The 19,320-nt window shown below is 60.4% G+C and carries 15 protein-coding genes, 1 tRNA gene and 1 CRISPR repeat array; of the genes, 3 read left to right on the top strand and 13 right to left on the bottom strand.

Annotation, left to right across the window (positions count from 1 at the left end):
- Window positions 1–4: 4 nt before the first annotated feature.
- A CRISPR array of direct repeats spans window positions 5–1,228; the repeat unit is 32 nt; unit sequence GTTTCAATCCACGCTCCCACGCGGGGAGCGAC.
- A 207-nt stretch (window positions 1,229–1,435) separates the two neighbouring features.
- From cas2 to F599_RS0108135, 7 genes are read right to left on the bottom strand one after another with little or no spacing between them, the layout of a single operon-like run.
- Window positions 1,436–1,735, bottom strand: coding sequence for a CRISPR-associated endonuclease Cas2 (gene cas2, locus F599_RS0108105; protein ID WP_019543029.1), 300 nt, complete (start codon window positions 1,733–1,735; stop codon window positions 1,436–1,438).
- Window positions 1,736–2,767, bottom strand: a complete 1,032-nt coding sequence (cas1c, locus tag F599_RS0108110; protein WP_019543030.1) for a type I-C CRISPR-associated endonuclease Cas1c — start codon at window positions 2,765–2,767, stop codon at window positions 1,736–1,738.
- Window positions 2,764–3,450, bottom strand: a complete 687-nt coding sequence (cas4, locus tag F599_RS0108115) for a CRISPR-associated protein Cas4 (protein WP_019543031.1) — start codon at window positions 3,448–3,450, stop codon at window positions 2,764–2,766. The genes cas1c and cas4 overlap by 4 nt, the downstream gene beginning before the upstream one ends.
- Window positions 3,451–3,464: 14 nt before the next feature.
- Window positions 3,465–4,361, bottom strand: coding sequence for a type I-C CRISPR-associated protein Cas7/Csd2 (cas7c, locus tag F599_RS0108120; RefSeq protein ID WP_019543032.1), 897 nt, complete (start codon window positions 4,359–4,361; stop codon window positions 3,465–3,467).
- Window positions 4,361–6,292 (bottom strand): type I-C CRISPR-associated protein Cas8c/Csd1, encoded by a 1,932-nt coding sequence (gene cas8c, locus F599_RS0108125; RefSeq protein WP_019543033.1) that lies wholly within the window; start codon window positions 6,290–6,292, stop codon window positions 4,361–4,363. The genes cas7c and cas8c overlap by 1 nt, the downstream gene beginning before the upstream one ends.
- Window positions 6,289–7,026 carry a type I-C CRISPR-associated protein Cas5c gene (gene cas5c / locus F599_RS0108130; protein WP_019543034.1) on the bottom strand — a complete coding sequence of 246 codons (738 nt, stop codon included), beginning with the start codon at window positions 7,024–7,026 and terminating at the stop codon, window positions 6,289–6,291. Before cas5c ends, cas8c begins: the two co-directional genes overlap by 4 nt.
- A 9-nt stretch (window positions 7,027–7,035) precedes the next feature.
- Window positions 7,036–9,498, bottom strand: coding sequence for a CRISPR-associated helicase/endonuclease Cas3 (locus F599_RS0108135; protein WP_019543035.1), 2,463 nt, complete (start codon window positions 9,496–9,498; stop codon window positions 7,036–7,038).
- A 371-nt stretch (window positions 9,499–9,869) separates the two neighbouring features.
- Between F599_RS0108135 and F599_RS0108140 the strand changes: the two genes are divergently transcribed.
- Both F599_RS0108140 and F599_RS0108145 read left to right on the top strand, forming a co-directional pair.
- A complete protein-coding gene (locus F599_RS0108140) occupies window positions 9,870–10,880 on the top strand; it encodes a mechanosensitive ion channel family protein (RefSeq protein ID WP_051081680.1) in 1,011 nt (336 codons plus the stop codon).
- A 68-nt stretch (window positions 10,881–10,948) separates the two neighbouring features.
- Window positions 10,949–11,022 (top strand) — tRNA-Gly (locus F599_RS0108145).
- A 178-nt stretch (window positions 11,023–11,200) separates the two neighbouring features.
- On the opposite strand, the gene F599_RS0108150 is transcribed toward F599_RS0108145, so the two are convergent.
- Entirely contained in the window at window positions 11,201–12,094 is an 894-nt protein-coding gene (locus F599_RS0108150; protein WP_019543037.1) for a hypothetical protein, read from the bottom strand.
- Between the two features lie 262 nt (window positions 12,095–12,356).
- On the opposite strand from F599_RS0108150, the gene F599_RS0108155 reads away from it, so the two are divergent.
- Window positions 12,357–12,584: a DUF896 domain-containing protein gene (locus F599_RS0108155; protein WP_019543038.1), complete on the top strand. Its 228-nt coding sequence runs from the start codon at window positions 12,357–12,359 to the stop codon at window positions 12,582–12,584.
- A 167-nt stretch (window positions 12,585–12,751) separates the two neighbouring features.
- Here F599_RS0108155 and F599_RS0108160 read toward each other — a convergent pair whose 3' ends face one another.
- The 5 genes from F599_RS0108160 to F599_RS0108180 all read right to left on the bottom strand — a co-directional run bounded on the left by F599_RS0108160 (window position 12,752) and on the right by F599_RS0108180 (window position 19,098).
- On the bottom strand, window positions 12,752–13,447 hold the full coding sequence (locus F599_RS0108160; RefSeq protein WP_020700544.1) for a DUF542 domain-containing protein: 696 nt from the start codon (window positions 13,445–13,447) through the stop codon (window positions 12,752–12,754).
- A 441-nt stretch (window positions 13,448–13,888) separates the two neighbouring features.
- Window positions 13,889–15,166, bottom strand: coding sequence for a M18 family aminopeptidase (locus F599_RS0108165; protein ID WP_019543040.1), 1,278 nt, complete (start codon window positions 15,164–15,166; stop codon window positions 13,889–13,891).
- A gap of 147 nt (window positions 15,167–15,313) precedes the next feature.
- Window positions 15,314–16,984: a phosphoethanolamine transferase gene (locus F599_RS0108170; RefSeq protein WP_156021977.1), complete on the bottom strand. Its 1,671-nt coding sequence runs from the start codon at window positions 16,982–16,984 to the stop codon at window positions 15,314–15,316.
- A 20-nt stretch (window positions 16,985–17,004) separates the two neighbouring features.
- Complete coding sequence (locus tag F599_RS0108175) at window positions 17,005–17,484, bottom strand: low molecular weight protein-tyrosine-phosphatase (RefSeq protein ID WP_033369280.1); 480 nt, start codon at window positions 17,482–17,484, stop codon at window positions 17,005–17,007.
- Between the two features lie 348 nt (window positions 17,485–17,832).
- Entirely contained in the window at window positions 17,833–19,098 is a 1,266-nt protein-coding gene (locus F599_RS0108180) for a site-specific integrase (protein ID WP_019543043.1), read from the bottom strand.
- Window positions 19,099–19,320: the final 222 nt, after the last annotated feature.

Below are 19,320 nucleotides of genomic sequence, written 5' to 3' on the forward strand. Positions count from 1 at the left end.
TAATGTTTCAATCCACGCTCCCACGCGGGGAGCGACAAACGCCTTACCCTTCACTGGTATGACTTTGTACGTTTCAATCCACGCTCCCACGCGGGGAGCGACCTGACCGCTGAATTCGGATATCCCGTATATTCGGATGTTTCAATCCACGCTCCCACGCGGGGAGCGACCATGAGCAGTGCTGCCGCCGTGTTGGCGTTCTTCCGTTTCAATCCACGCTCCCACGCGGGGAGCGACAATCTTTAGCAAAGAAGAAATGCGCCCCACCAATGTTTCAATCCACGCTCCCACGCGGGGAGCGACCATGAGCAGTGCTGCCGCCGTGTTGGCGTTCTTCCGTTTCAATCCACGCTCCCACGCGGGGAGCGACAATCTTTAGCAAAGAAGAAATGCGCCCCACCAATGTTTCAATCCACGCTCCCACGCGGGGAGCGACGTCATAAATCATCCGGTGATGATTTGTGACGCGTTTCAATCCACGCTCCCACGCGGGGAGCGACTAGAGATTACATTCATAGGATGGGTAACATTCTGGTTTCAATCCACGCTCCCACGCGGGGAGCGACGATGGTAGGAGGCTAGAGAAATGTCATGGGCGAGGTTTCAATCCACGCTCCCACGCGGGGAGCGACGCCATGCAACATGCGAACCCATATAGTTGTTCTCAGGTTTCAATCCACGCTCCCACGCGGGGAGCGACCTTTTTTTGCGCAAACTTTGCGAGGGAAATCAGGGTTTCAATCCACGCTCCCACGCGGGGAGCGACATTTTGATAACCGCCTTTCTTCTTAACTCTTTGAGTTTCAATCCACGCTCCCACGCGGGGAGCGACTCTGAATATGGATAACTACGATAAAGATAACTCTGTTTCAATCCACGCTCCCACGCGGGGAGCGACTTCTTTTGATGAGCAGAACCTTTCCCATCGCAGGTTTCAATCCACGCTCCCACGCGGGGAGCGACCCGGCTATGAAGCAGGGCGCGAGCGCCGTTGATGTTTCAATCCACGCTCCCACGCGGGGAGCGACCTTACAATCATGTGTAGGCGATTGCGGATAGGGATGTTTCAATCCACGCTCCCACGCGGGGAGCGACCTTTTTACTCGTTCAGTTCGGAGGCTATTTAAGAGTTTCAATCCACGCTCCCACGCGGGGAGCGACCTCCATAATTCTAAGTCTGCTTTGATGTGGTCTGGGTTTCAATCCACGCTCCCACGCGGGGAGCGACAGCAGAGGGTTCCACTATCTCCCTTCTGCCACGTGAAAAAAGGGATTGAAGCTCCACTTTTTCCACGATTTTTTCTGTTCTTAGGGACCTTGTAAATTCTTTCATCGGAGTGACGTCCAAGCCAAGTGTGCTATTTACTTGTCCTCAAAGGATCCCGCGCACAGCGCAGAAATGGGGATTTCTGTTTGCTTGGGATTCGCACTCCGACTAGATAATCACTACCTCCTCAAGGTTGAACGATTGCTTCGTTCCATAATGCTCTACTTTAAACCGCTTTTCGCTCCCGAGATAATAGATCCTCAGGCTGTCTTTCGCCTCATCGATACACCTCAGGAGATTCGCTTTCAGTTGGGCGAGCTTTGCCGCGTCGATCTTGCATTCAAAAACCGAATTTTGCACGCGCTGACCATAATCCTGGCAGTACTTTGCTACCCGCCTCAGGCGTTTTGCTCCTTTCGGATCCGTCGTGGCGATATCATACGTAACGAGGATATACACCGCAGTCACCTACTTCCAGAGAAACGCCGGATAGGCATCTAGATCTCCACGCAGAGCCCTTGCTAAGAGTAGCGCCTGAGCGTGTGGTACCAGGCCCCATTTCATGGTTTCCTGGAGATACGGGTGCTTTAGTTCTCCTTCTTTCATATCGTGCCATGCTTTCAGCGTCTTTTTCCGGCCTTCCTCCGTGAGCAGCACCGCCCCGTTGCTTTCCTGGCGGAAGTCCTGCGCTCGCAGCGCTTTTCGATTGACGAGTGATAGCGCCAGCCTATCTGCCATCACGGGACGGAGTTCCTCCATGAGGTCCAGTGCCAAAGAGATTCTCCCCGGCCGATCCCTATGGAGAAAGCCGACGTATGAGTCCAGTCCGACGCCTTCCAGGGCTGCTGCCGCATCGTTTGCCAAGAGCGCGTAGAGGAAGGAAAGCAGGCAGTTCATCCGATCGAGTGGCGGCCGCCTGTTTCGTTCCGTGAAGAAAAAGTCTTCTTCCTGCTGAAGAATCATCGCATCGAATCGAGAAAAGTAAGCCTTCGCTCCCTCTCCTTCGATTCCCCGCAGGGCGTCTAGGCTCTCACACTGCATGACCTCCTGATAGGCGCGCTTCAATCGATCGCTTTCTCGCCGGAACGCTTCGACATCGATCCGGTCCGGATGATCCCGGAGCATGCGTTCTAGGACCCAACGCGCATTGTAGAGTTTCCCTGCGAGGAATCCCTGCGCGTAGAGCAGGCTTTTCTCTGCATCGTCGGAGCAGCGATATTGCTCTTTCCGCAGCAAGACATTCCCATTGGTCCTGCCGATGATGCGTGCCATGAAACGGCCGCTAGGCGTCATGAAATTCAAGGCGATGTTGTTTTCTGCACATTTCTTCATCAGGGCCGGGCTGGCGCCCAGATAGCCAAAGACGGTGACCTGTTCGAAATTATGAAGCGGAACACGCGCGAGCACCTCTTTCTCTTTCGATATGACGATGGTTTCCCCATCCAACCCGAGATATACGCCCTCCGTCGTAATAAACAGCGTATTAAGTAGTGGTTTCATTCGGAAATCACTCCCATCATGTAGGCATGCGCCGACTTGGTCCTGCTTAGTTCCGGCAGGCAGAGATCTTTCAGGGAACAGCTCTTGCAGCCACGCCGCCGCTTCACGCGCGGCGTCTGCCGATGCTCCCGGAAATTGCGGATCTCCTGCAAGGTCTTTTCGATCTGCGTGCGGATTGCCCCCTTCAAGGGGACGGTCAAGCGATGATGGGTCTCCCCATAGTACAGGCAGCCTTCGTCGATCCTGGTGACCAGCATGTCCTCGAGGCACATCGCCTCGAGCGTCAGCTGGAAGATATCTTCCTTCCCTTCCTTCGGCCGCCCACGTTTATATTCTACCGGGAGCACCCGATATCGCCCCTGGTATGCAGGGAGGCGGATGCCTGTCTCGTCGCGGATGAATTCGACGACATCGCACATCCCCACGACGCCGAGCCGAGGAGACGCTACGCGCAGCGAGCGCTTGACGATACGGTTTCCTCTTTTTTCTTTGATCTCTGGATCATGGGCCTTCTGATGCAGGAGCGTGCCTTCCACCGTCAGCACGTTCTCTGCCCACTGATGCTCCAGATAGATGAGCCCCCACTGCCTGGGACAGAACTGGTAATGCTGGATTTCCGCAATCTGCAGGTACTCGTCTTCCCCATACGTGGTGAAATCGTTGTGCTCGCCCTGCGCGTGCATGGCCATCCCCTCCCTCAGCCTTTGCGCTCTCCCTCTTCATAGAGCTCAATCTCTAACGCCGGCAATGCCCGGAGTGCCGTATCGTCCATCGTATAGTCCGCCAAGGACTTCGGGCGCTCCACTCCTTCCTTCTTCCGCACTGTGACACTGCGATGGACTTTCGCGCTGGCGATGCCCGTCCTCCCGGGATGCTCGACCCAATAGAGCCTTGCCACATCGATGCTGCCTTCTGGGCGTGCCGACGACGCGTCATTCTCGAAAAGCGTCACGAGCGCTCGCTTAATTTCCTCGGCATCTTCTGCCGAGAAACCGGTTTTCTCTGCCAGCTGGACGTTGATGCTGCCCTGGAACCGATAGAGTCCGAAGTCCACGCGATGCTTCATCCCCATCGTGTCTGAGCCCTTCGTTTCCCCCGGCTCTCCATTCGTGCTCTTCGTGATCTGTTGGTCCGTGATGGTCACGGGGTCGAGCGAGACGGTCGGATGGATGGACACCGGACCGCGCACCCCGACGGATACTGCGTCTACGCCGGTTGCTTTCTTGAGGGCAAACACCTGCCCGAACGCGCGCACATCAATCCAGGCCTTGGCCGCTTCCTCCGCGAACATCTGCGTACGGCCTTTCTCTTTCTCCTTCATCTTCAAAATTTTCTCCAAGGCGGGATTGGACTCCACGCGTTCGCGGATGCTGGTGAAGCCATCATCGCTGCGGTCATTGGACTGCACGAGGATCGGCTCCCCCATGTCCTGCAGACGGTTCCTGATTTTCCGTTTCAGGCAGACATCGGAGATCTCTCCATAGCCATCATAGTCGGTGCGCGGCTGATTGCCGTTTAGGGGATCGCCATTCGGGTTCGCCCTCGTGACCGTAAGGAAACCGATAAAATCAATCTTGTTCTCAAGTGCCGTCATCATGCATTCTCCTCTCCTGCGACTTCTTTTTGTGCTTTCGCCTTTTTCCGCTCTGCAATTTCCTGCTCGATGGCGTATTCCTGCGCATAAAAGCCCAGAAGAAACCTGCCGTCGAGAGGCCGGTCAGAGAGGAAGTCCTCTTCCTTGAACATACTGCCGACTTGATGGATGAGCTTCCGCTCCTTCCCTCCGTAGGCTTCCCTGCGGTGTTCGTAGGGAAGCAGTTTCTTCTGCAGCGTCCGCCAGGTCGTTGCAGGACGGTCAGAGAAGATCTCCATATACCGCATCGCATTCGTCTGGCGTGTCTTTCGTTCCTCCGGCCGATAGGTCGCAAGCTCCAGCTGATCCGCCAGCGCCAGCAACCGCCCGTAGAGGTACGAGCGGTTCGCATTGCGTTCGTCGAGTGCCACAGAGTATTCCTCCTTTTGATGATAGAAGTGATAGCAGGCGATGGAGCAGACCGGTTCGACAAGGGCGTAGAGCCATTGCCATCGGTTGCTTTCCACCGCCGCCTGCTTGACTGCCACGCGAAGCCCCGTAACCAGGAATTCCTGCGGGAGATCGTGCCCCTGCTCGATGGCCGTGAAGAGCCGCTCAGTCTCAAGCCGCAGCTTGCTATCCGAGAGGTTCCTCCCATAGCATGCCTGGATCAGTTTCTTGGAAGATGGTACGCCGAAAAAGGCGAAGGTCTTCTTCTCCTCCTCATCGTACGCATGCTGCCGCCACATCCCACGCGCGTGCCACATCTCCAGGCGAGAGATGAACTCCTGTCCCGCCAACTCGTCATAGTAGCAAATCGACATGCGGCCCGAGGTCGCGGCATCGAGGATCATGACATTTACCTGGCTGCCCTGCCGGCGCCTGAACTCATGGCGATAACCGTCCATCGCAGCGGTCAGTGCCTTCGCCCAACTGGACATCGTATCCGGCTGCCTGGCGAGTCCCGCCCGCCGGGCACCGCCGAACAAGAGCCGCGGGGTACTCACCGCAGGCGAGGGGACATCGATGCCCAGCCTCCCCCAGGCGAGAAAGACCCTCCCCGCCACGAGATATCCCTGCTTGCGGATGAGCCACCTGAGCGCATTCATCGCCTTTTGCGACGCTTCATAGCCGACGGAGAGGCATTCCTCTGCCTCCGCGAACCTGCCACGGAAGGTAAAGCCATTCTTATCATTCGAGGAAATCAGCTTCGCCCCATCACCGGAAAAGCGAATCCCCTTGTTATGCTTCGTCGTCAGGGGTGCCATCGTCCCCGTCGCATAGCAGAGCGCCTGCTTCTCCGCGTGACAGCGCCCGAAATACGCCTGCCAGGCTTCCTGCACCTGCCGGTCAAGCCATAGCTCCGGTATGCGGTCCGTTCCGATCACGCGAAATCGCACCATGGATTTCAGGAGCGATCCCACCGTGACCTGGTAGAGGAGCGGTTTCTCCCCCGCCGCGCCTTTCCACTTCTCCAGAAGTTTCCCCGGCGCCTCTTCGTATAGCACTTTCGCTCCAATCAGATCATGAATCAGGTCATGCTGCGTCACATAAAGGTAGACCGCTCGCACTGACGGCGGGCAATCCGATGCGTCCGTCCACGCCTTCAGCTGCTCGATATAGAGTGCATACGGAGACTCTTTCTTCACGGTCCCATAGCTGCCATAATCCCTTGCAATGTAGGAAAGGTTATCATGCAACGGATGCGGCACGGGACTCGCCGTGCGCGAGGCGGAGTCTGGCGTGCAGGGGATGAGCGTCGGCTCCTCCTCTTTCGGGATGGCATGCGCTTGGACGAACTTCCCTTGCGCATCGATGGTGAGCTCGATCTGCGCATTGACGATCATATGTCCGACGGGCGGCAGTTCATCGCTGATGCCATGCGGCCCAGGAGTGCCCGCGAGCGCCTGATTGTCATCGTACGTCGCCATGAGCTGCTGTATCCAACTCATCCCTGCGCACCTCCCATCCGTTCCTCCGTCAATTCCCTCACTTCTTCCTCCACAGCCTTCACGTCCTCCGCGCGAAACGCCTTCGGCACGATGCCGCTGCGGACCGTGCGGACAAGTTGGCAGGCCTCCGGGCGGGGAAAGTGCAGGATGCCATGGTCCATCACAGCCTGCCAAAGCCGTACCTCCAGCGTATCCCGCCCCGTCTCGTCCGGGTAATTGAAGCCATGGAACATCACGCCCAGCGGCATATTCCCGGCATCATCATAGAATCCCTTTTCCCTGCCATACGCTACGGGTTCCACATAGCCCTGACATTCCCGCGTCCCCAGGAAGATGTCTCGCCGCCCGCCGCGCTCGACCATGCGCCTTGCGATCTGCCAATGCTTGTTCTCATTGCGGTCCGCCGCGAGGTCGGGCCGATGCGGGTTGAACTCGAAATGTGCCTTGACCTCGTAGCACACATCGCGCAGATACTGATAGATGGAGAGATCATTGCCCGCTTCCTGATATTTCCTCGGCTTGACGGCACGCGACTGGGTGCGGATCTCCTTCATCACGCGCACCTCATCGATATACCAGAGGATCGTCGGCTTCCAGTAAATGCTTTCCACGATTCCCTTGAGCGCCTGGTAGGTCGGCACGGCATAGCTGGCCTTCTCGCCGCCGATGCGCGTCAAAGGATCTGTAAAGAGCGCCATGCGTCCATACACTTTGAACATGATGCCGTTTCGCATGCTTTCACCTCATCCCATGAAACAAAACTCATTCTTTTGATTTTCGAATTGAACTCCAATACTTTCATCATAGTATTCTTCTCTCATGCTATAAATTCCTGCCGGAGATTCCCACAGAGCACCAGCTTCTTCTAATTTCTTGAGCTCCCAGGAAAACAGATTGACCATAAAGGGCTGCGCCGCACGCAGCTTCCGATACGCCTCTGCCATTTCCCACGGCTGCGGAGGCGCAGAGAACGCCTCGATATACGATCTCCCTTCCCCATAGGGGACGAGCACGCTCACCGTATTCCGATCGATGACGAAGAACTCCTTCCCCGCCCGCTGGAACGCCTGCAGGAAGCACGGGAGCTCCGCCTCTGCACCTCCTCGCTCGAGATAGGCCTGGAGCCCGTGCGCGTTGCAGCTCAAAAGGTCGAGGAGCGTGATGCCGTCTGCGAGCGCATACGCTTTCTCCGCCTCCGTATACCTCCGGTAGAATGTCTGGAAATATTCCTCGATGGCCTCGGGCTCGAGCAGGGTGTCCGCCTCTCGCCCCAGCGCGAGAAGATCCCTCGTCACCTGCGCCCCCTTGGCGAGATCCGGAAGATGGGCAAGGTTCTCCTGCTCGATGGAAACGATCTTCACCCTGCCATACGGCTTTTCCCCGTGGCGGTTGCAGCGTCCCGCGGCCTGCGCGATCGAGGCGCTGCCCGTAAGGACGCGGTAGACGCAGGCAAAGGAGATATCTACGCCCGCCTCGATCAACTGGGTGCTGAGCACCAGCAAGGGTGTCTTTCCTTTCAGCGCTTTCCTGATGCGCGCGAGGCACTCTCGCCGATGCGCCGGGCACATCTTCGTGCTCAGGTGATAGATCTGAAGCGGTGCTCCTACCTCTGCTGCCGTTTCCTGTGCCTCCTGATACAGCAGGCGCGCTTCCTTCGTCAAGTTGCAGATGAAAAGGAGGCTCCCCTCCCGCATCGCTTCGTGCACGGCTTTCGCCGCGAGCGCCTCGATGCGCTCTCCCCCGGGAGGCAGCTCTGCTTCGATCCGCGTCCGCCGGAAAGCGGCGAAGAGCGCCGAGCGGTCTTTGAGGATCTCCGCCTGCGCCGCGAAGCGGAGCGGATAGCTCAATGCGCCCAGCGACGGCTGCGTCGCCGTGCATAGGACGACCGTATCCCTCTGGAACGCCGCGAGATAATCGATGGCGAGATTGAAGATGTCCGTGCATTTCACAGGAATCGTCTGCGCCTCATCGAAAATGATCACGCTGTCGCGCAGGGAGCGGAGGCGGCGTGCCGAAGCGGCGCTGCCCGCGAAGAGCGCCTGCAGGAACTGCACCTGCGTCGTGAAGATGATGGGCACATCCCAGCGCTCGGCAAGCAGCGCCCGCACCGTACCCTCCTCATCCGCCGGCGCCAGCGTCTCCTCCGCCAGCACATCGGAATGATATTCCAATATCGCCTCGTCCTCCTGCAATACCTGGCGGATGTCCCGCGCATTCTGCTCGATGATGGACGTGTAGGGCAAGATTACATAGATGTGCTTCTGGTGCTGCCGCAAGGCATGGTGCAGGGCAAACCGCAGGCTGGCATACGTCTTGCCGCTGCCCGTCGGCGCGCTAAGGCGGTAGATGCCTTGCGGGCGAGCCGCGGCCGCATAGGCTTCCTCGCTCACCTGCGCACGCGCCTGCGCGATGGGATTGCCGTGCCCCTCCCGCCCCATGGCAGCGAGCCGCGTGTCCAGCCTTTGCGCGAGCCTCTGCCAGAGCGCCTCCGTCTCCCAGCGGCACTCCCAAGCAGTGGGGTCCTCCCCCTGTGCGAACGCCGCTGTGTCGAGCCAATCCGCATCGATCAACAGGCTGTACATCATCTTCTCCGTCATGCCGCAGAAAAAGGTCACCACCTCCGGCATATGGTCGGCGATCCCTTCTCCGTAGCTGCCGAACTGATCAGCAAGAGCGACGACCTCCCGCACCGCCGCCTGGAACAGATTGTCCAGCTCTTCAGGCGAGATCACCGCTTCAAAAAAGTAGGAAAGATCCACCTCGGGAAGGTCCTCATCAGAGAGCCGTCTCCGGTAGGTATCCTTCCCCTCCGGGCTGAGGAAATCAAGCAGTCCTGTTGGCGAATGATGTGAAAAGATGACGAGGCCAACCAGCTGGATGGTCTCTATGACGCCCGGTTCCTGCAGCGATCCATATCGCTCCATGAGGAACTTGCCGCCGGCCGTCGAATGGACGACCGTGCCACGCGGCCACTTCTGATCCGGATGCTCGACGTTATGACGAAGATACCGTTGGAATTCATCGCTGATCTTCCCCAAGTCATGCAGGATGCCGATCAGGTGAGCGAGCGCGGAGAGCCCCATCCCCTCGGCATCCTTCCCCATCAGGGACGACACGTGCTGCAGATGCTCCGCGACGGTCTGCACTTCTTCCGTGGGTTCCCCCTGGTGATGTCTGCGCGTAATATGTGCTGCATAAGTGTTCAAATGGCACCCTCCTTTTTCCGGCTCATTCAGCCAAAGGATGCTTCGATTTTGAGTATGGTCTATCTTTGAAAGCGCATCCTTTTTCTATTATATTTCTTATTATCTATTCTTTCTCTTTCTTATTTTTCCCTCCATGAAATCAAAGAAACTTTTGGCAAATCGGCGTCTGCGATCGCGCTAGATCCTGCGAAATGTAACGCTCCCATCCGCACGCGATTCCCATAGCCGCCCACACGCATTTATAGTATAATAGGTGTAAATCAACGCAAGCCGCTGCCGTAGGACACATCCCGACAGCGGCAGTGATAGGAGGAATCCCCTTGCCGAATTTTGACTGGCTCAGCTGGTTTGACTGGAAACACCTGCTCGAGATGCTCGCCATCCCCTGCTGCATCCTCATCGGCTCGCTCACGGCGGGCATCGCCGTAAACAAGCTCGTGACCCGCCGCATCCGCACGCATCTCTCCATCGAGGAGGGCACCTGGCACTACGTCTTCATCAATGCGCTCAAGGGCGTGCCCATCTCCCTCGCGCTCGTCGTCGGCCTCTACTGGATCGTCAACACCATCGACATCCCGGAGCCGCTCACGCGCCTCTTTTCCTACATCCTCTTCACCGTCATCATCCTCTCCATCACACGCGTCGTCTCGCGCACGGTCAACGGCGTCGTCGCCATGCACATCGAGCGCTCCGACCGCCCGCTGCCGAAGACCACGCTGCTCTCGACCATCCTCACCGTCATCATCTACGCGATGGGCGTGCTCGTCGTGCTCCAATACTACGGCATCTCCATCGCGCCCATCCTCACCGCGATGGGCGTCGGCGGCATGGCGGTCGCCCTCGCGCTGCAGGAGACGCTCGCCAACATCTTCTCCGGCCTGCACCTCATCCTCTCGAAACAGCTGCGCCTCGGCGACTACATCCGGCTCAGCACCGGCGAGGAAGGCCGCGTGACGGACATCACCTGGCGCTTCACGACCATCGTGCCGGCGAGCGGCAGCAACATGGTCGTCATCCCGAACCAGAAAATCGCCTCCTCGAACATCACGAACTTCAGCATGCCCGCGCTCGATATGACCATCAGCATCCCCGTCGGCGTCGCCTACGACAGCGACCTCGACTTCGTGGAAAAGGTCACGCTCGAGGTCGCCAATGAAGTCATCGCGCGCGTCGACAGCGAGGTACAGCAGCCGCCGCTCGTGCGCTTCACCGCTTTCGGCGAGTCGAGCATCGACTTCAACGTCATCCTGCACAGCAGCAACTTCGACCACCAGTTCCTCCTGAAACACGAATTCATCAAAGCGCTCACGCGCCGCTACCGCGAGGAGGGCATCGACATCCCGTATCCGATCCGGTCGATCCAGCAACTGCCGCAGGTATGACGGCGACCGCACAAAAACTCCTTGCAATCCACCCCGCATCATGGTAAACTATTTAAGTCAGCAATGATGCGGGCGTAGTTCATTGGTAGAATGTCAGCTTCCCAAGCTAAAGAGGGGGGTTCGATTCCCCTCGCCCGCTCCATACGAACGATAGAGATGCGCGAGCATCTCTTTTTTGTTTGCCGCCGCAAGCGACCATGCGCGCTTGCCCGGGAAACAGGCTCACTGCATAGACCGCGTCTACGCGTCTGCCGCTGCGGACGCGACGAGGACAGCAGGGCGATGGAACGTATGAAGTATCACCACGCATGCATCAGCGATCAGATCCGCACCTCGAAATGCTGCTCCTCCTGCACCTCGCGCTCACGCGCGGCGGGCCGTGCCGCAGGCGATGCGGCGGGCGGGCGTTGCGACTGCGGCCCTGCAGTCCCTGACGCAGCTTCCACCTGCGCCTGATGAGGCGATACTGCGGCGCTGCCGCCCGTGAGCGGCAGGCCATCATCCGTACCCCGCCGCTCCCATGCGGCAGACGCGGCGGCGCGCTCATGCTCCCGCTGCGCCCGCCAGGCCTTGGCGCGCGCCCGCGCTGCCGCGAGCTCGCGCTGCTCCTCCGCCTCGATATCCTCGAGCACCTCGCCAGCCGTCAGGCCGCGCAGCTCGGGGCGCTCCTCGGAGGGTGCCGCCGCGCCGCGCAGTTCCTGCGCCATCTCCTGAAAGCGTAGCCCGCCATGCGCGGAACGCCGCCGGAGCCAGAAAAAGACCGCAGCCGCGAGCACGAGGAACGACACCACGCTGAATCCGAGGTAGAGCGCGCCATGGCCGCCCGCCGCCGGTATCTGCCGTCCCTCCGCAAGTGCCTGTTGCTGGGCCGCAGGGAGCGCCGCCGCGTCCTGCGCGCCCTGTGTGCCAGCGGCGCCCTGCTGTGTGCCAGCGGCGGCCTCTGGCGCACCATCCGTCTGCGCTGCCTGCTGCGGCGTCTGTGCGGGCTGCTGCGCACCGGACTGCGCGGTCTGATTCCCCTGCGGCTTCTCGGTCGTCGTCTTTTCCAGCGCCCCATCGCCATGTGCGACGGCTGCGCGCGCCTGCGTCTCATCATTGCTCGTACCGCTCACCGGCTGCGTGCTCTCCGTCACCGAGCCGCCCCCGCCGAGCACCACACGCGGCACGGCAGGCGGTGTCGGCGGCGTCGGCGGCGTGGGCTGTGTCAAAGCCATCCCACGCACCTCCTTCTCATCCTTCCCCTCCACTATAGCACAATGCATCCCGCCCTGCCATACCTCGCCAGAAAGCGCCAAGGCCTCGCCGCCCGCGTGCGCAGTCACGCACCTGCCCCTCGACTTCCCCCGCACGCATCCCTTGCACGGACAACGTACGCCCTATAAAACGCCCCAGCGCAGGCAACATGCTCCAGGCACAAGAAAAGCGCCGCCCAGGCAGCGCCAGTCACAGAAACCTCCCTGACAGAAAGGAAATACCATGATCACGAAAGAACTCATCGCCCGCATCAACGAACTCGCGCGCAAGCAGCGCACGACGGGCCTCACCGCCGCAGAAAAAGAAGAACAGCAGCGCCTCCGCACCGCCTACCTCGCCGATATCCGTGCCCAGGTCAAGGGCATGCTCGACCGCGTGGAAATCGTCGACGTCGTCGAGGAGGAACAGACGGTACGGCGCGGCATCTCAGGCAAGTATAAGCGCCGCTGAAGGCGGCAAAGCCCCAATGACAAAGGCGCGGCAGCCAGAACGAGAGAGATTCTGGCTGCCGCGCCTTTGCGTTTGAAAGCGATACTTCCTTTAGGAACCACTGATTCATTCGGCACTCCGTCTTCACGCGCCTGCACTGACAAGCTGCGCCTCATGCCATCCGTTCCTCACACCTGCTCGGCATACTCGGGGAACGCGATGGAATTTTCCTTGAAGATGTGGACGAAGACGTCGTCAAAGAGCTGCCCCATGACGGTATAGGTGCGCCGGAAGGTCGGGCAGGCGTCCGCTGGCGGCGTGAGCTGGCCGGTCAGTTCCTGGATCTCCTTGATGATGTCACCCGCGCCGCTATGCTCCGTCTCGAGCTCCTGCACGAGCGCGAGCGTCTCCTTACCCGGATGCGGATGCTGGCGCATCAGTGGGAACACGAGCTTCTCCTCCTTGGCGAAGTGCTCTTCAAGCTCCGCCTTGAGCCCCGCGTAGAGGTGGTGCAGGCGCGTGAGCATCTCGCCGTGATGCGGGTAATGGACGATGAGGATCTTGTTGAGCAGTTCCTCCGTCTCCGCCATGAGCTGACGCCCCGTCACATGGTGCGTGGCTTCGAGGTCATCGAGCATCTCATTGACCGTGAGTTCCTTGAACGACTCAATGTCGGCATGTACGTCCTGCTGCGCCGTCTGCCGCGCCGCTGCCGCATTGAGCTCGGCGAGGAATTTCTCCACGTCGAGTCCCTTCTCGCGGACGGCGATCTCGATGGGATCGTGACCGCCGCAGCAGTAATCGAGATGGAGGCCATTGAGAAAGCCGATCGTATTGGGATGTTCCTTCACGACATCCGCCAGCGTCATATCTTTCGTAATCATCGTATCGCATCCTTTCGGGGTGACTGTGTCCTCTGCCTGTCCCGGGGAGACGCACAGCATTTCGCGCACTTCCTCTCGCATCCGCAGTTTGCCGCCTCCTGCAGTGCTCAGCTCGTGCGCAGATCCAGAAGCAGCTGCTACGCAGATGGCGCGGAGCACAGTACGCCGCAGATGCCAGCGATCCGCCGCGCCCCCGGGAACACCTCCAGTATAGCGGACGATGCAGGGATGCTTCTGTCACATTTGGTACAGCGCGGAAACGCAGACACACGAAGAGCCGTCGACCGAGACCCCCATCTCTCAGTCGGCGGCTCTTGCCATCCCGCTTCGCCAGATCATCCTTGCGACGCCATTCGCTTGCGCTTTGATTTTACCAGCAAACTGCGATCAGGTCAGCACTGTGATGCCAGTTCGATTACAATTCCTACACACGCGCTAATCTTACGCGAGTACGGCCCGCACGAGTGAGATGAGCGCCGCTTCATCCGCTGCCGCCATCGTCTCACGCGCCGAATGCATCGCGAGGATGGGCACGCCGACATCCATCGTGCGCACGGGCACGAGCGCCGAGGCGATGGAGCCGAGCGTCGAGCCGCCGCGGCTGTCGCTGCGGTTCACGAAATCCTGCACCGGGATAGCCTGCAGCCGCGCGAGCTCCCGCACGATGGCGACCGCCTCCGCGTCACCCGCGTACGCCTGCGACGCCGCCTGCTTGATGACAACGCCGCCGCCGAGCACTGGCCGCACCGCGGGGTCGCTCTTTTCCTCATGCGCGGGATGCAGGCCGTGCGCCACATCCACGGAGAGCAGGAACCCGTCCGCGAGCGCCTGCGCGCGCGCCGCATCGCCGCCCGACTTCTCGTAGATGCGGCGCAGCGCCTCAGCGAGCACCAGCGAGCCCGCGCCCTGCTTCGTGCGGCTGCCGACCTCCTCGTTGTCGAAGAGCGCGACGAGACGCACGCCCGCGGGCACGCTGCCGGCCGACGCGCCGAGGAGCCCCTCGAGGCACGCCCAGACCGACGTGAGATTGTCGAGGCGCGGCGAGGACAAAAGCTCATCCGCAAGCCCCAGCGCGCAGCCCGCCTCAAAGGGATACGTCGAAAGCTCATAGGAAAGGATTTCCTCCTGCGTCACGCCGAGCGCCGCCGCGAGTGCCGCCTGCCACCAGTCGCCCTTTCCCATATCGCCGAGGAGCGCCGCGAGCGGCAGCATATCCGTCTGCGCGTTGAGCCCGCCCTCCTCATTGACCTTGCGGTCCATGTGGATCGCGAGGCTTGGGATCGTCACGAGCGGCCGGGCGAAATCCACAAGCTCTGCCCGGGGATGGAACGCGTCCGCCCCGCGTAGCACGACACGCCCCGCGAGTCCGAGCGGACGGTCGAGCCACGAGCGCAGGATGAGGCCGCCGTACGGCTCGACATTGAGCACGCCGTAGCCCGCGCGCGTGAGCCCCGCCGCGGATTTCAGCCGAAAGCAGGGGAAATCCGTATGCGCCGCCGCCATGCGCAGCGGCCCTGCGTCCCCCACCGTGAACGCGAGCAGCGTCGTCCCGTACACGGAGACGAAATACCGGCCGCCCGCCGCGAGCTGCCAGTCCTCCGCGAGCGAGAGCTCCGCAAAGCCAGCGCCGCGCAGCCGTGCCGCCGCGGCCGCCACCGTATGCGCCGGCGACGGCGACTGCTGAATGAACGAAAGAAGCGCCTCGATCTCATGTGTCATATAGCCTCATCCTCCTGCAAAGGGACGGCTGAATGAATCAGCCGTTCCGAAAATGTCAATCTCCACAGAATGGTTTACGCCGCATTTTTCTCCGAAGCGTACCACACGCCTGCGCAAGTCCAGGGCTTCCACGTCATCCGCGCGCCCTCACGCCGTGCTGCCCTCATCCGCGTCCGGCTCCTCCCAGAGCAGGCTCTTTTGCGCATCGTATGACGGCACGCGGATCTGCATCAGATCGAGCAGCGTATGGATCATCTCATCGCTCTGCCAGGCCCGCCCCGTCGCGCGGCGGATGCGGACTGCCGCCGCGGGATGCTGCGCGCGAAACGTCTCCGACATCCAGAATACGCAGGGGATATCCCGCTGCCACGGGCTCGACTCATCGCCATGGCCCGCGAGCGAACGCACATCGTAGACCTCCTCCCCGTGGTCCGAGAGGAAGATGACCAAGGCATCCCGCCCCTCGAACCGCCGGATGACGGCATCGACGACGGCGTCGTCGTAGAGCACCGCATTATCGTACGACGCGCGCACCGCGCGTTCCTCTTCGCTCGCTGCCACGCCGCGGCCGCGCTCATCCTCCTCTGTGAACTGCGCGTACGGCGCCGGATAGCGCCGCCCGAACTCCTCATGCGCGCCCATCAGGTGCAGCACGAGGAACTGCGGCACGCCCGCCTCCGGCTGCTCCGCGAGCACCCCATCGAGCAGCGGCAGCAGTTCCTCATCATACCGCTCCGAGAGGTCGATCGAATGCGACAGATGGCTCGTGAACTGCATCACATCGCAGCGCCCGCCCAGCGTCCGCCCGATGCTCCCGTAGAACCCCGACGCCTCCTGATTCGACAGCCACGCCGTCCGCACGCCCGCCTGCCGCAGGATATCGAACACGTTCCCATACTCATACCACATACCGGGCGACGCGTTGTCGTAGAAACTGAAGAGCGTCCGCACCACAGCCAACGTCCCCGCGTGCGGGCTCGTGACCGCGCGGAACACCGCGAGCTCGCCCCGCGCGTCGCGCGCCTCGAGGCGCGGCGTCGTCGGCAGTCCGTAGCCATAGAGCGACATGTGATGGCGGCTCGTCGACTCACCGAGGAGGAAGACCACATAGGGGATCTCCGGCGACGCAGCCGTGAGCGCCACCGGCTGGCTCGCGAGCGTATAGTCCACATACGCCGTCGAACCGATCTCCTCCTGCGCCTGTGAGACATTCGTCGCCAGACGGAAAAGCGAGAGCGCACGCGGCACATCCGCCACGCGCTGCTCCGGATCCTGCCACGCATGACAGACGCTCGCAGCGAAAAAGGCGAGCAGCGCCCCCGCCAGGCAGCGCGGCCAGATGCGCCCGCGCGCCGCGCCTCCCTCGCGCGGCCAAACACGAGGCAGCGCCCCCCGCCAGCGCGCCAAAGCCGCCGCCAGCGCCGCGCAAGCGAGGAACGGCGCCATCACCCGCGCCTGGCTCGTGACATACTCCAGCGCCTCCGCCGGGTTCGTCGCGGCGACGACCTCCAGCAGTCCCGCGTCGAGCACGCTGTGATACTGCCGCAGCGTAAACGCATCCACCAGCGCGAGCAGCGCGCTCGCCGCCCCGACCAGACAGCGGCCGCCGCGCGGCAGAAAGCCGCAGACAAGCGTCACGAGCAGCGAAAGCCCCGCCACGCGCACGGCCTCCTCCGCGAGCAACCCTGCCCGCGGCAAGAACGCGAGCGACGCTCCCTCGAACATCTCCCGCTGGATCAGCGACGGCACATTCGTCAGACAGAGCACAAAAAGCAGTGCCCCAGACCAGCGCCACGAGCGCAGCAAACGCCCAGACACAGCCCGCCAGCCTCCCTGCCTCACGCGCGCGCCTCCCCTGCGGGCAGCCGCTTCTCCAGCACGGCGAGCAGTGCGCGGCAGCCGCGCAGCACATCCTCATACGTCGCATCGAAATTCCCCGTATACCAGGGATCCGCCACCTCGCGCTCCTCGCCCGCAAACGAAAGCAGCAGATGGCACTTCCCCTGCGGATCGCCGCCCGTCAGCCGCAAGAGATCGCGCATATTCTCCTCATCCATCGCCGCGATCACATCATAGCGCTCATAATCCTCACGCCGCACCAGCCGCGCCGCCCGCCGCTCGAAAGGAACCCCCTCCGCACGCAGCTTCCGCCGCGTCCCCGCATGCGTATCGCTCCCGATCTCATCCGTCCGGCAAGCCCGCGACGCCACCGCAACCTCCTCAGCAAGCCCCGCCCGCCGCACCAGCTCCCGCATCACAAACTCCGCCATCGGCGACCGGCAAATATTGCCGTGGCAAACAAAAAGTATCCGAAACACCAGTCAAACCTCCCCAAACCGCCGTACCATGCCGCGTTATGCCACATCGGAAAGCCACGCACATCTCCGGCCAAAATCCGGTAGTACGGGCAAAATACGGCATATCACGGCGGTGTAACGTAGTAAAATCGTAGTAAAATTTGAGCCTTTTACTACTCTCGCGCTATCTTGGCAAATCCTCGCAAATCGTTACCTTTCATTATATCAAACTCAACGCGTAACCGTCCACCTTGTGGGCATCGCGCGCCGCCCTCACATGAAATCTTCCACCCGCACTGCACCCTTAGAACCTGACACAGCAAAACGGCAGCCCAGCAAACATGCCAGGCTGCCGTTTCGTCGTTTTTCTCACGCTTCACGGGAAAACTTTATGACGCTGTGCTCCTTGCCGGAGAGTTTCTCCAGTTCTTCCCTCGCCGCCTGTGATTCCGCGACGCGCCGCAGTTCCGCTTCCGCATCCTCCAGTCCCAGATGCGTGTAGGTGTTCATGGTGACGCTGATGTCGCTGTGTCCCATGAGATATTGCAGCGTCTTGGGATTCATGCCTGCCCGCGCCATGTTGGAGCAGTAGGTGTGACGGCAGATATGCGGTGTGATAGGCGGCAGCTGCTCGCGGTAGATTTCATTGTATCGCTGCCGCGCGTGCTTGAACCGATGCTCCCAATGCATCGCCACCTCCGGCATGCCCTGCTTGTCATAAAACAGGAACCCCGTACGGCCGCCGATGATTGGTTCTACCGCAGGCGCCTGCCGGTCTTCCAGGATAGCGGCAAAACAGCGGCAGACATCATCTGTCATGGGAATCTTGCGCGTACCGGCATTGGTTTTCGTTTTCTCTATGACGTACTCCATGGCGCTCGTGCGCTGCAGCTGGTGGTTGATGTCGATGATGCGGTTTTCCATATCAAGGTCCCGGATGGTCAGTCCGCAGAACTCGGAAATACGCATCCCGGTATGGAACAGTATGTAGAACACCTCGTAGTATTTCCCGTAGCAGCCGCTGTCATGGACGAATTTCAGGAAGACCCGCATCTGTTTCGGCGTCAACGCCTGCCGCATGACGGAATCATTGACCACGACGTTGACAAGCGGGAAGGAGAAGGGGTTGCTCCTGAGCATTTCATCATCCACAGCCATCTGGAAGGCCGGGCGCAGCACACCGCGCACACTGTGGATGGTGCTGTACCCCTTGCCGTCTTCCTGCAGCTTGATGAGGAACAGCTTGGCGTCCGAACGCTTGACGTGCCGGATTTTCCGTTCGGCAAAAGATTCTTTTTTCAGGAGGTTGCAGACGAAGCCGTAGTTCATTTTCGTATTGGGGCGCACGCCCGTCTTCGTCCGCAGGTAACGGTTCACCAGTTCGAGCACTGTCATGTTCTGCCCCAGCGGGTCGGAAAGCGTCGCCATGTCCACGCCGAGCTGTTTTTCCATGGCCCGCAGCGAAAGGCACGGTTTCTTCCCCGCCGGCAGCCTGTCCGTGTCTTCCAGGCGCCAGCTGTAAAAGAAATGCGGCTTTCCGTTGACCTGGTATTTGTACTGGTAGCGGCCATCCTTCCTTATGGATTCTCCCTGCCGCAGCAGTCTGTTCCTGGCATCACGCCTTCGTTCTGCCATAGTATCACGCTCCTTTTCCCTTCTATCTATCACTCTGTCTGCCTGAAAAAGCAACTGTTTTCTTCACGCGCCGCCGCTCTTTCTGCCGCCCGCCTAAAAAATTCCTTATTTCTTTCTATATGCTTTCTGCGCTCTCAAGGAATGCCTCCAGCTTCTTGCGGATAATCATATAGCGGTTGCCATTGTAGACGGCAAAGCCATGATAAAGATTGTTTTCCGCCA

The sequence above is a fragment of the Selenomonas bovis DSM 23594 genome (assembly GCF_000381005.1).
Classification (GTDB): Bacteria; Bacillota; Negativicutes; order Selenomonadales; family Selenomonadaceae; genus Selenomonas_C; species Selenomonas_C bovis.

Bases quoted from the DNA above. Each gene is read 5' to 3' on its own strand.
- cas1c (WP_019543030.1), bottom strand. From the start codon at position 2,767: ATGAAACCACTACTTAATACGCTGTTTATTACGACGGAGGGCGTATAT.
- cas4 (WP_019543031.1), bottom strand. From the start codon at position 3,450: ATGCACGCGCAGGGCGAGCACAACGATTTCACCACGTATGGGGAAGAC.
- cas7c (WP_019543032.1), bottom strand. From the start codon at position 4,361: ATGACGGCACTTGAGAACAAGATTGATTTTATCGGTTTCCTTACGGTC.
- cas8c (WP_019543033.1), bottom strand. From the start codon at position 6,292: ATGAGTTGGATACAGCAGCTCATGGCGACGTACGATGACAATCAGGCG.
- cas5c (WP_019543034.1), bottom strand. From the start codon at position 7,026: ATGCGAAACGGCATCATGTTCAAAGTGTATGGACGCATGGCGCTCTTT.
- F599_RS0108140 (WP_051081680.1), top strand. From the start codon at position 9,870: ATGCTCGCCATCCCCTGCTGCATCCTCATCGGCTCGCTCACGGCGGGC.
- F599_RS0108150 (WP_019543037.1), bottom strand. From the start codon at position 12,094: ATGGCTTTGACACAGCCCACGCCGCCGACGCCGCCGACACCGCCTGCC.
- F599_RS0108155 (WP_019543038.1), top strand. From the start codon at position 12,357: ATGATCACGAAAGAACTCATCGCCCGCATCAACGAACTCGCGCGCAAG.
- F599_RS0108160 (WP_020700544.1), bottom strand. From the start codon at position 13,447: ATGATTACGAAAGATATGACGCTGGCGGATGTCGTGAAGGAACATCCC.
- F599_RS0108165 (WP_019543040.1), bottom strand. From the start codon at position 15,166: ATGACACATGAGATCGAGGCGCTTCTTTCGTTCATTCAGCAGTCGCCG.
- F599_RS0108180 (WP_019543043.1), bottom strand. From the start codon at position 19,098: ATGGCAGAACGAAGGCGTGATGCCAGGAACAGACTGCTGCGGCAGGGA.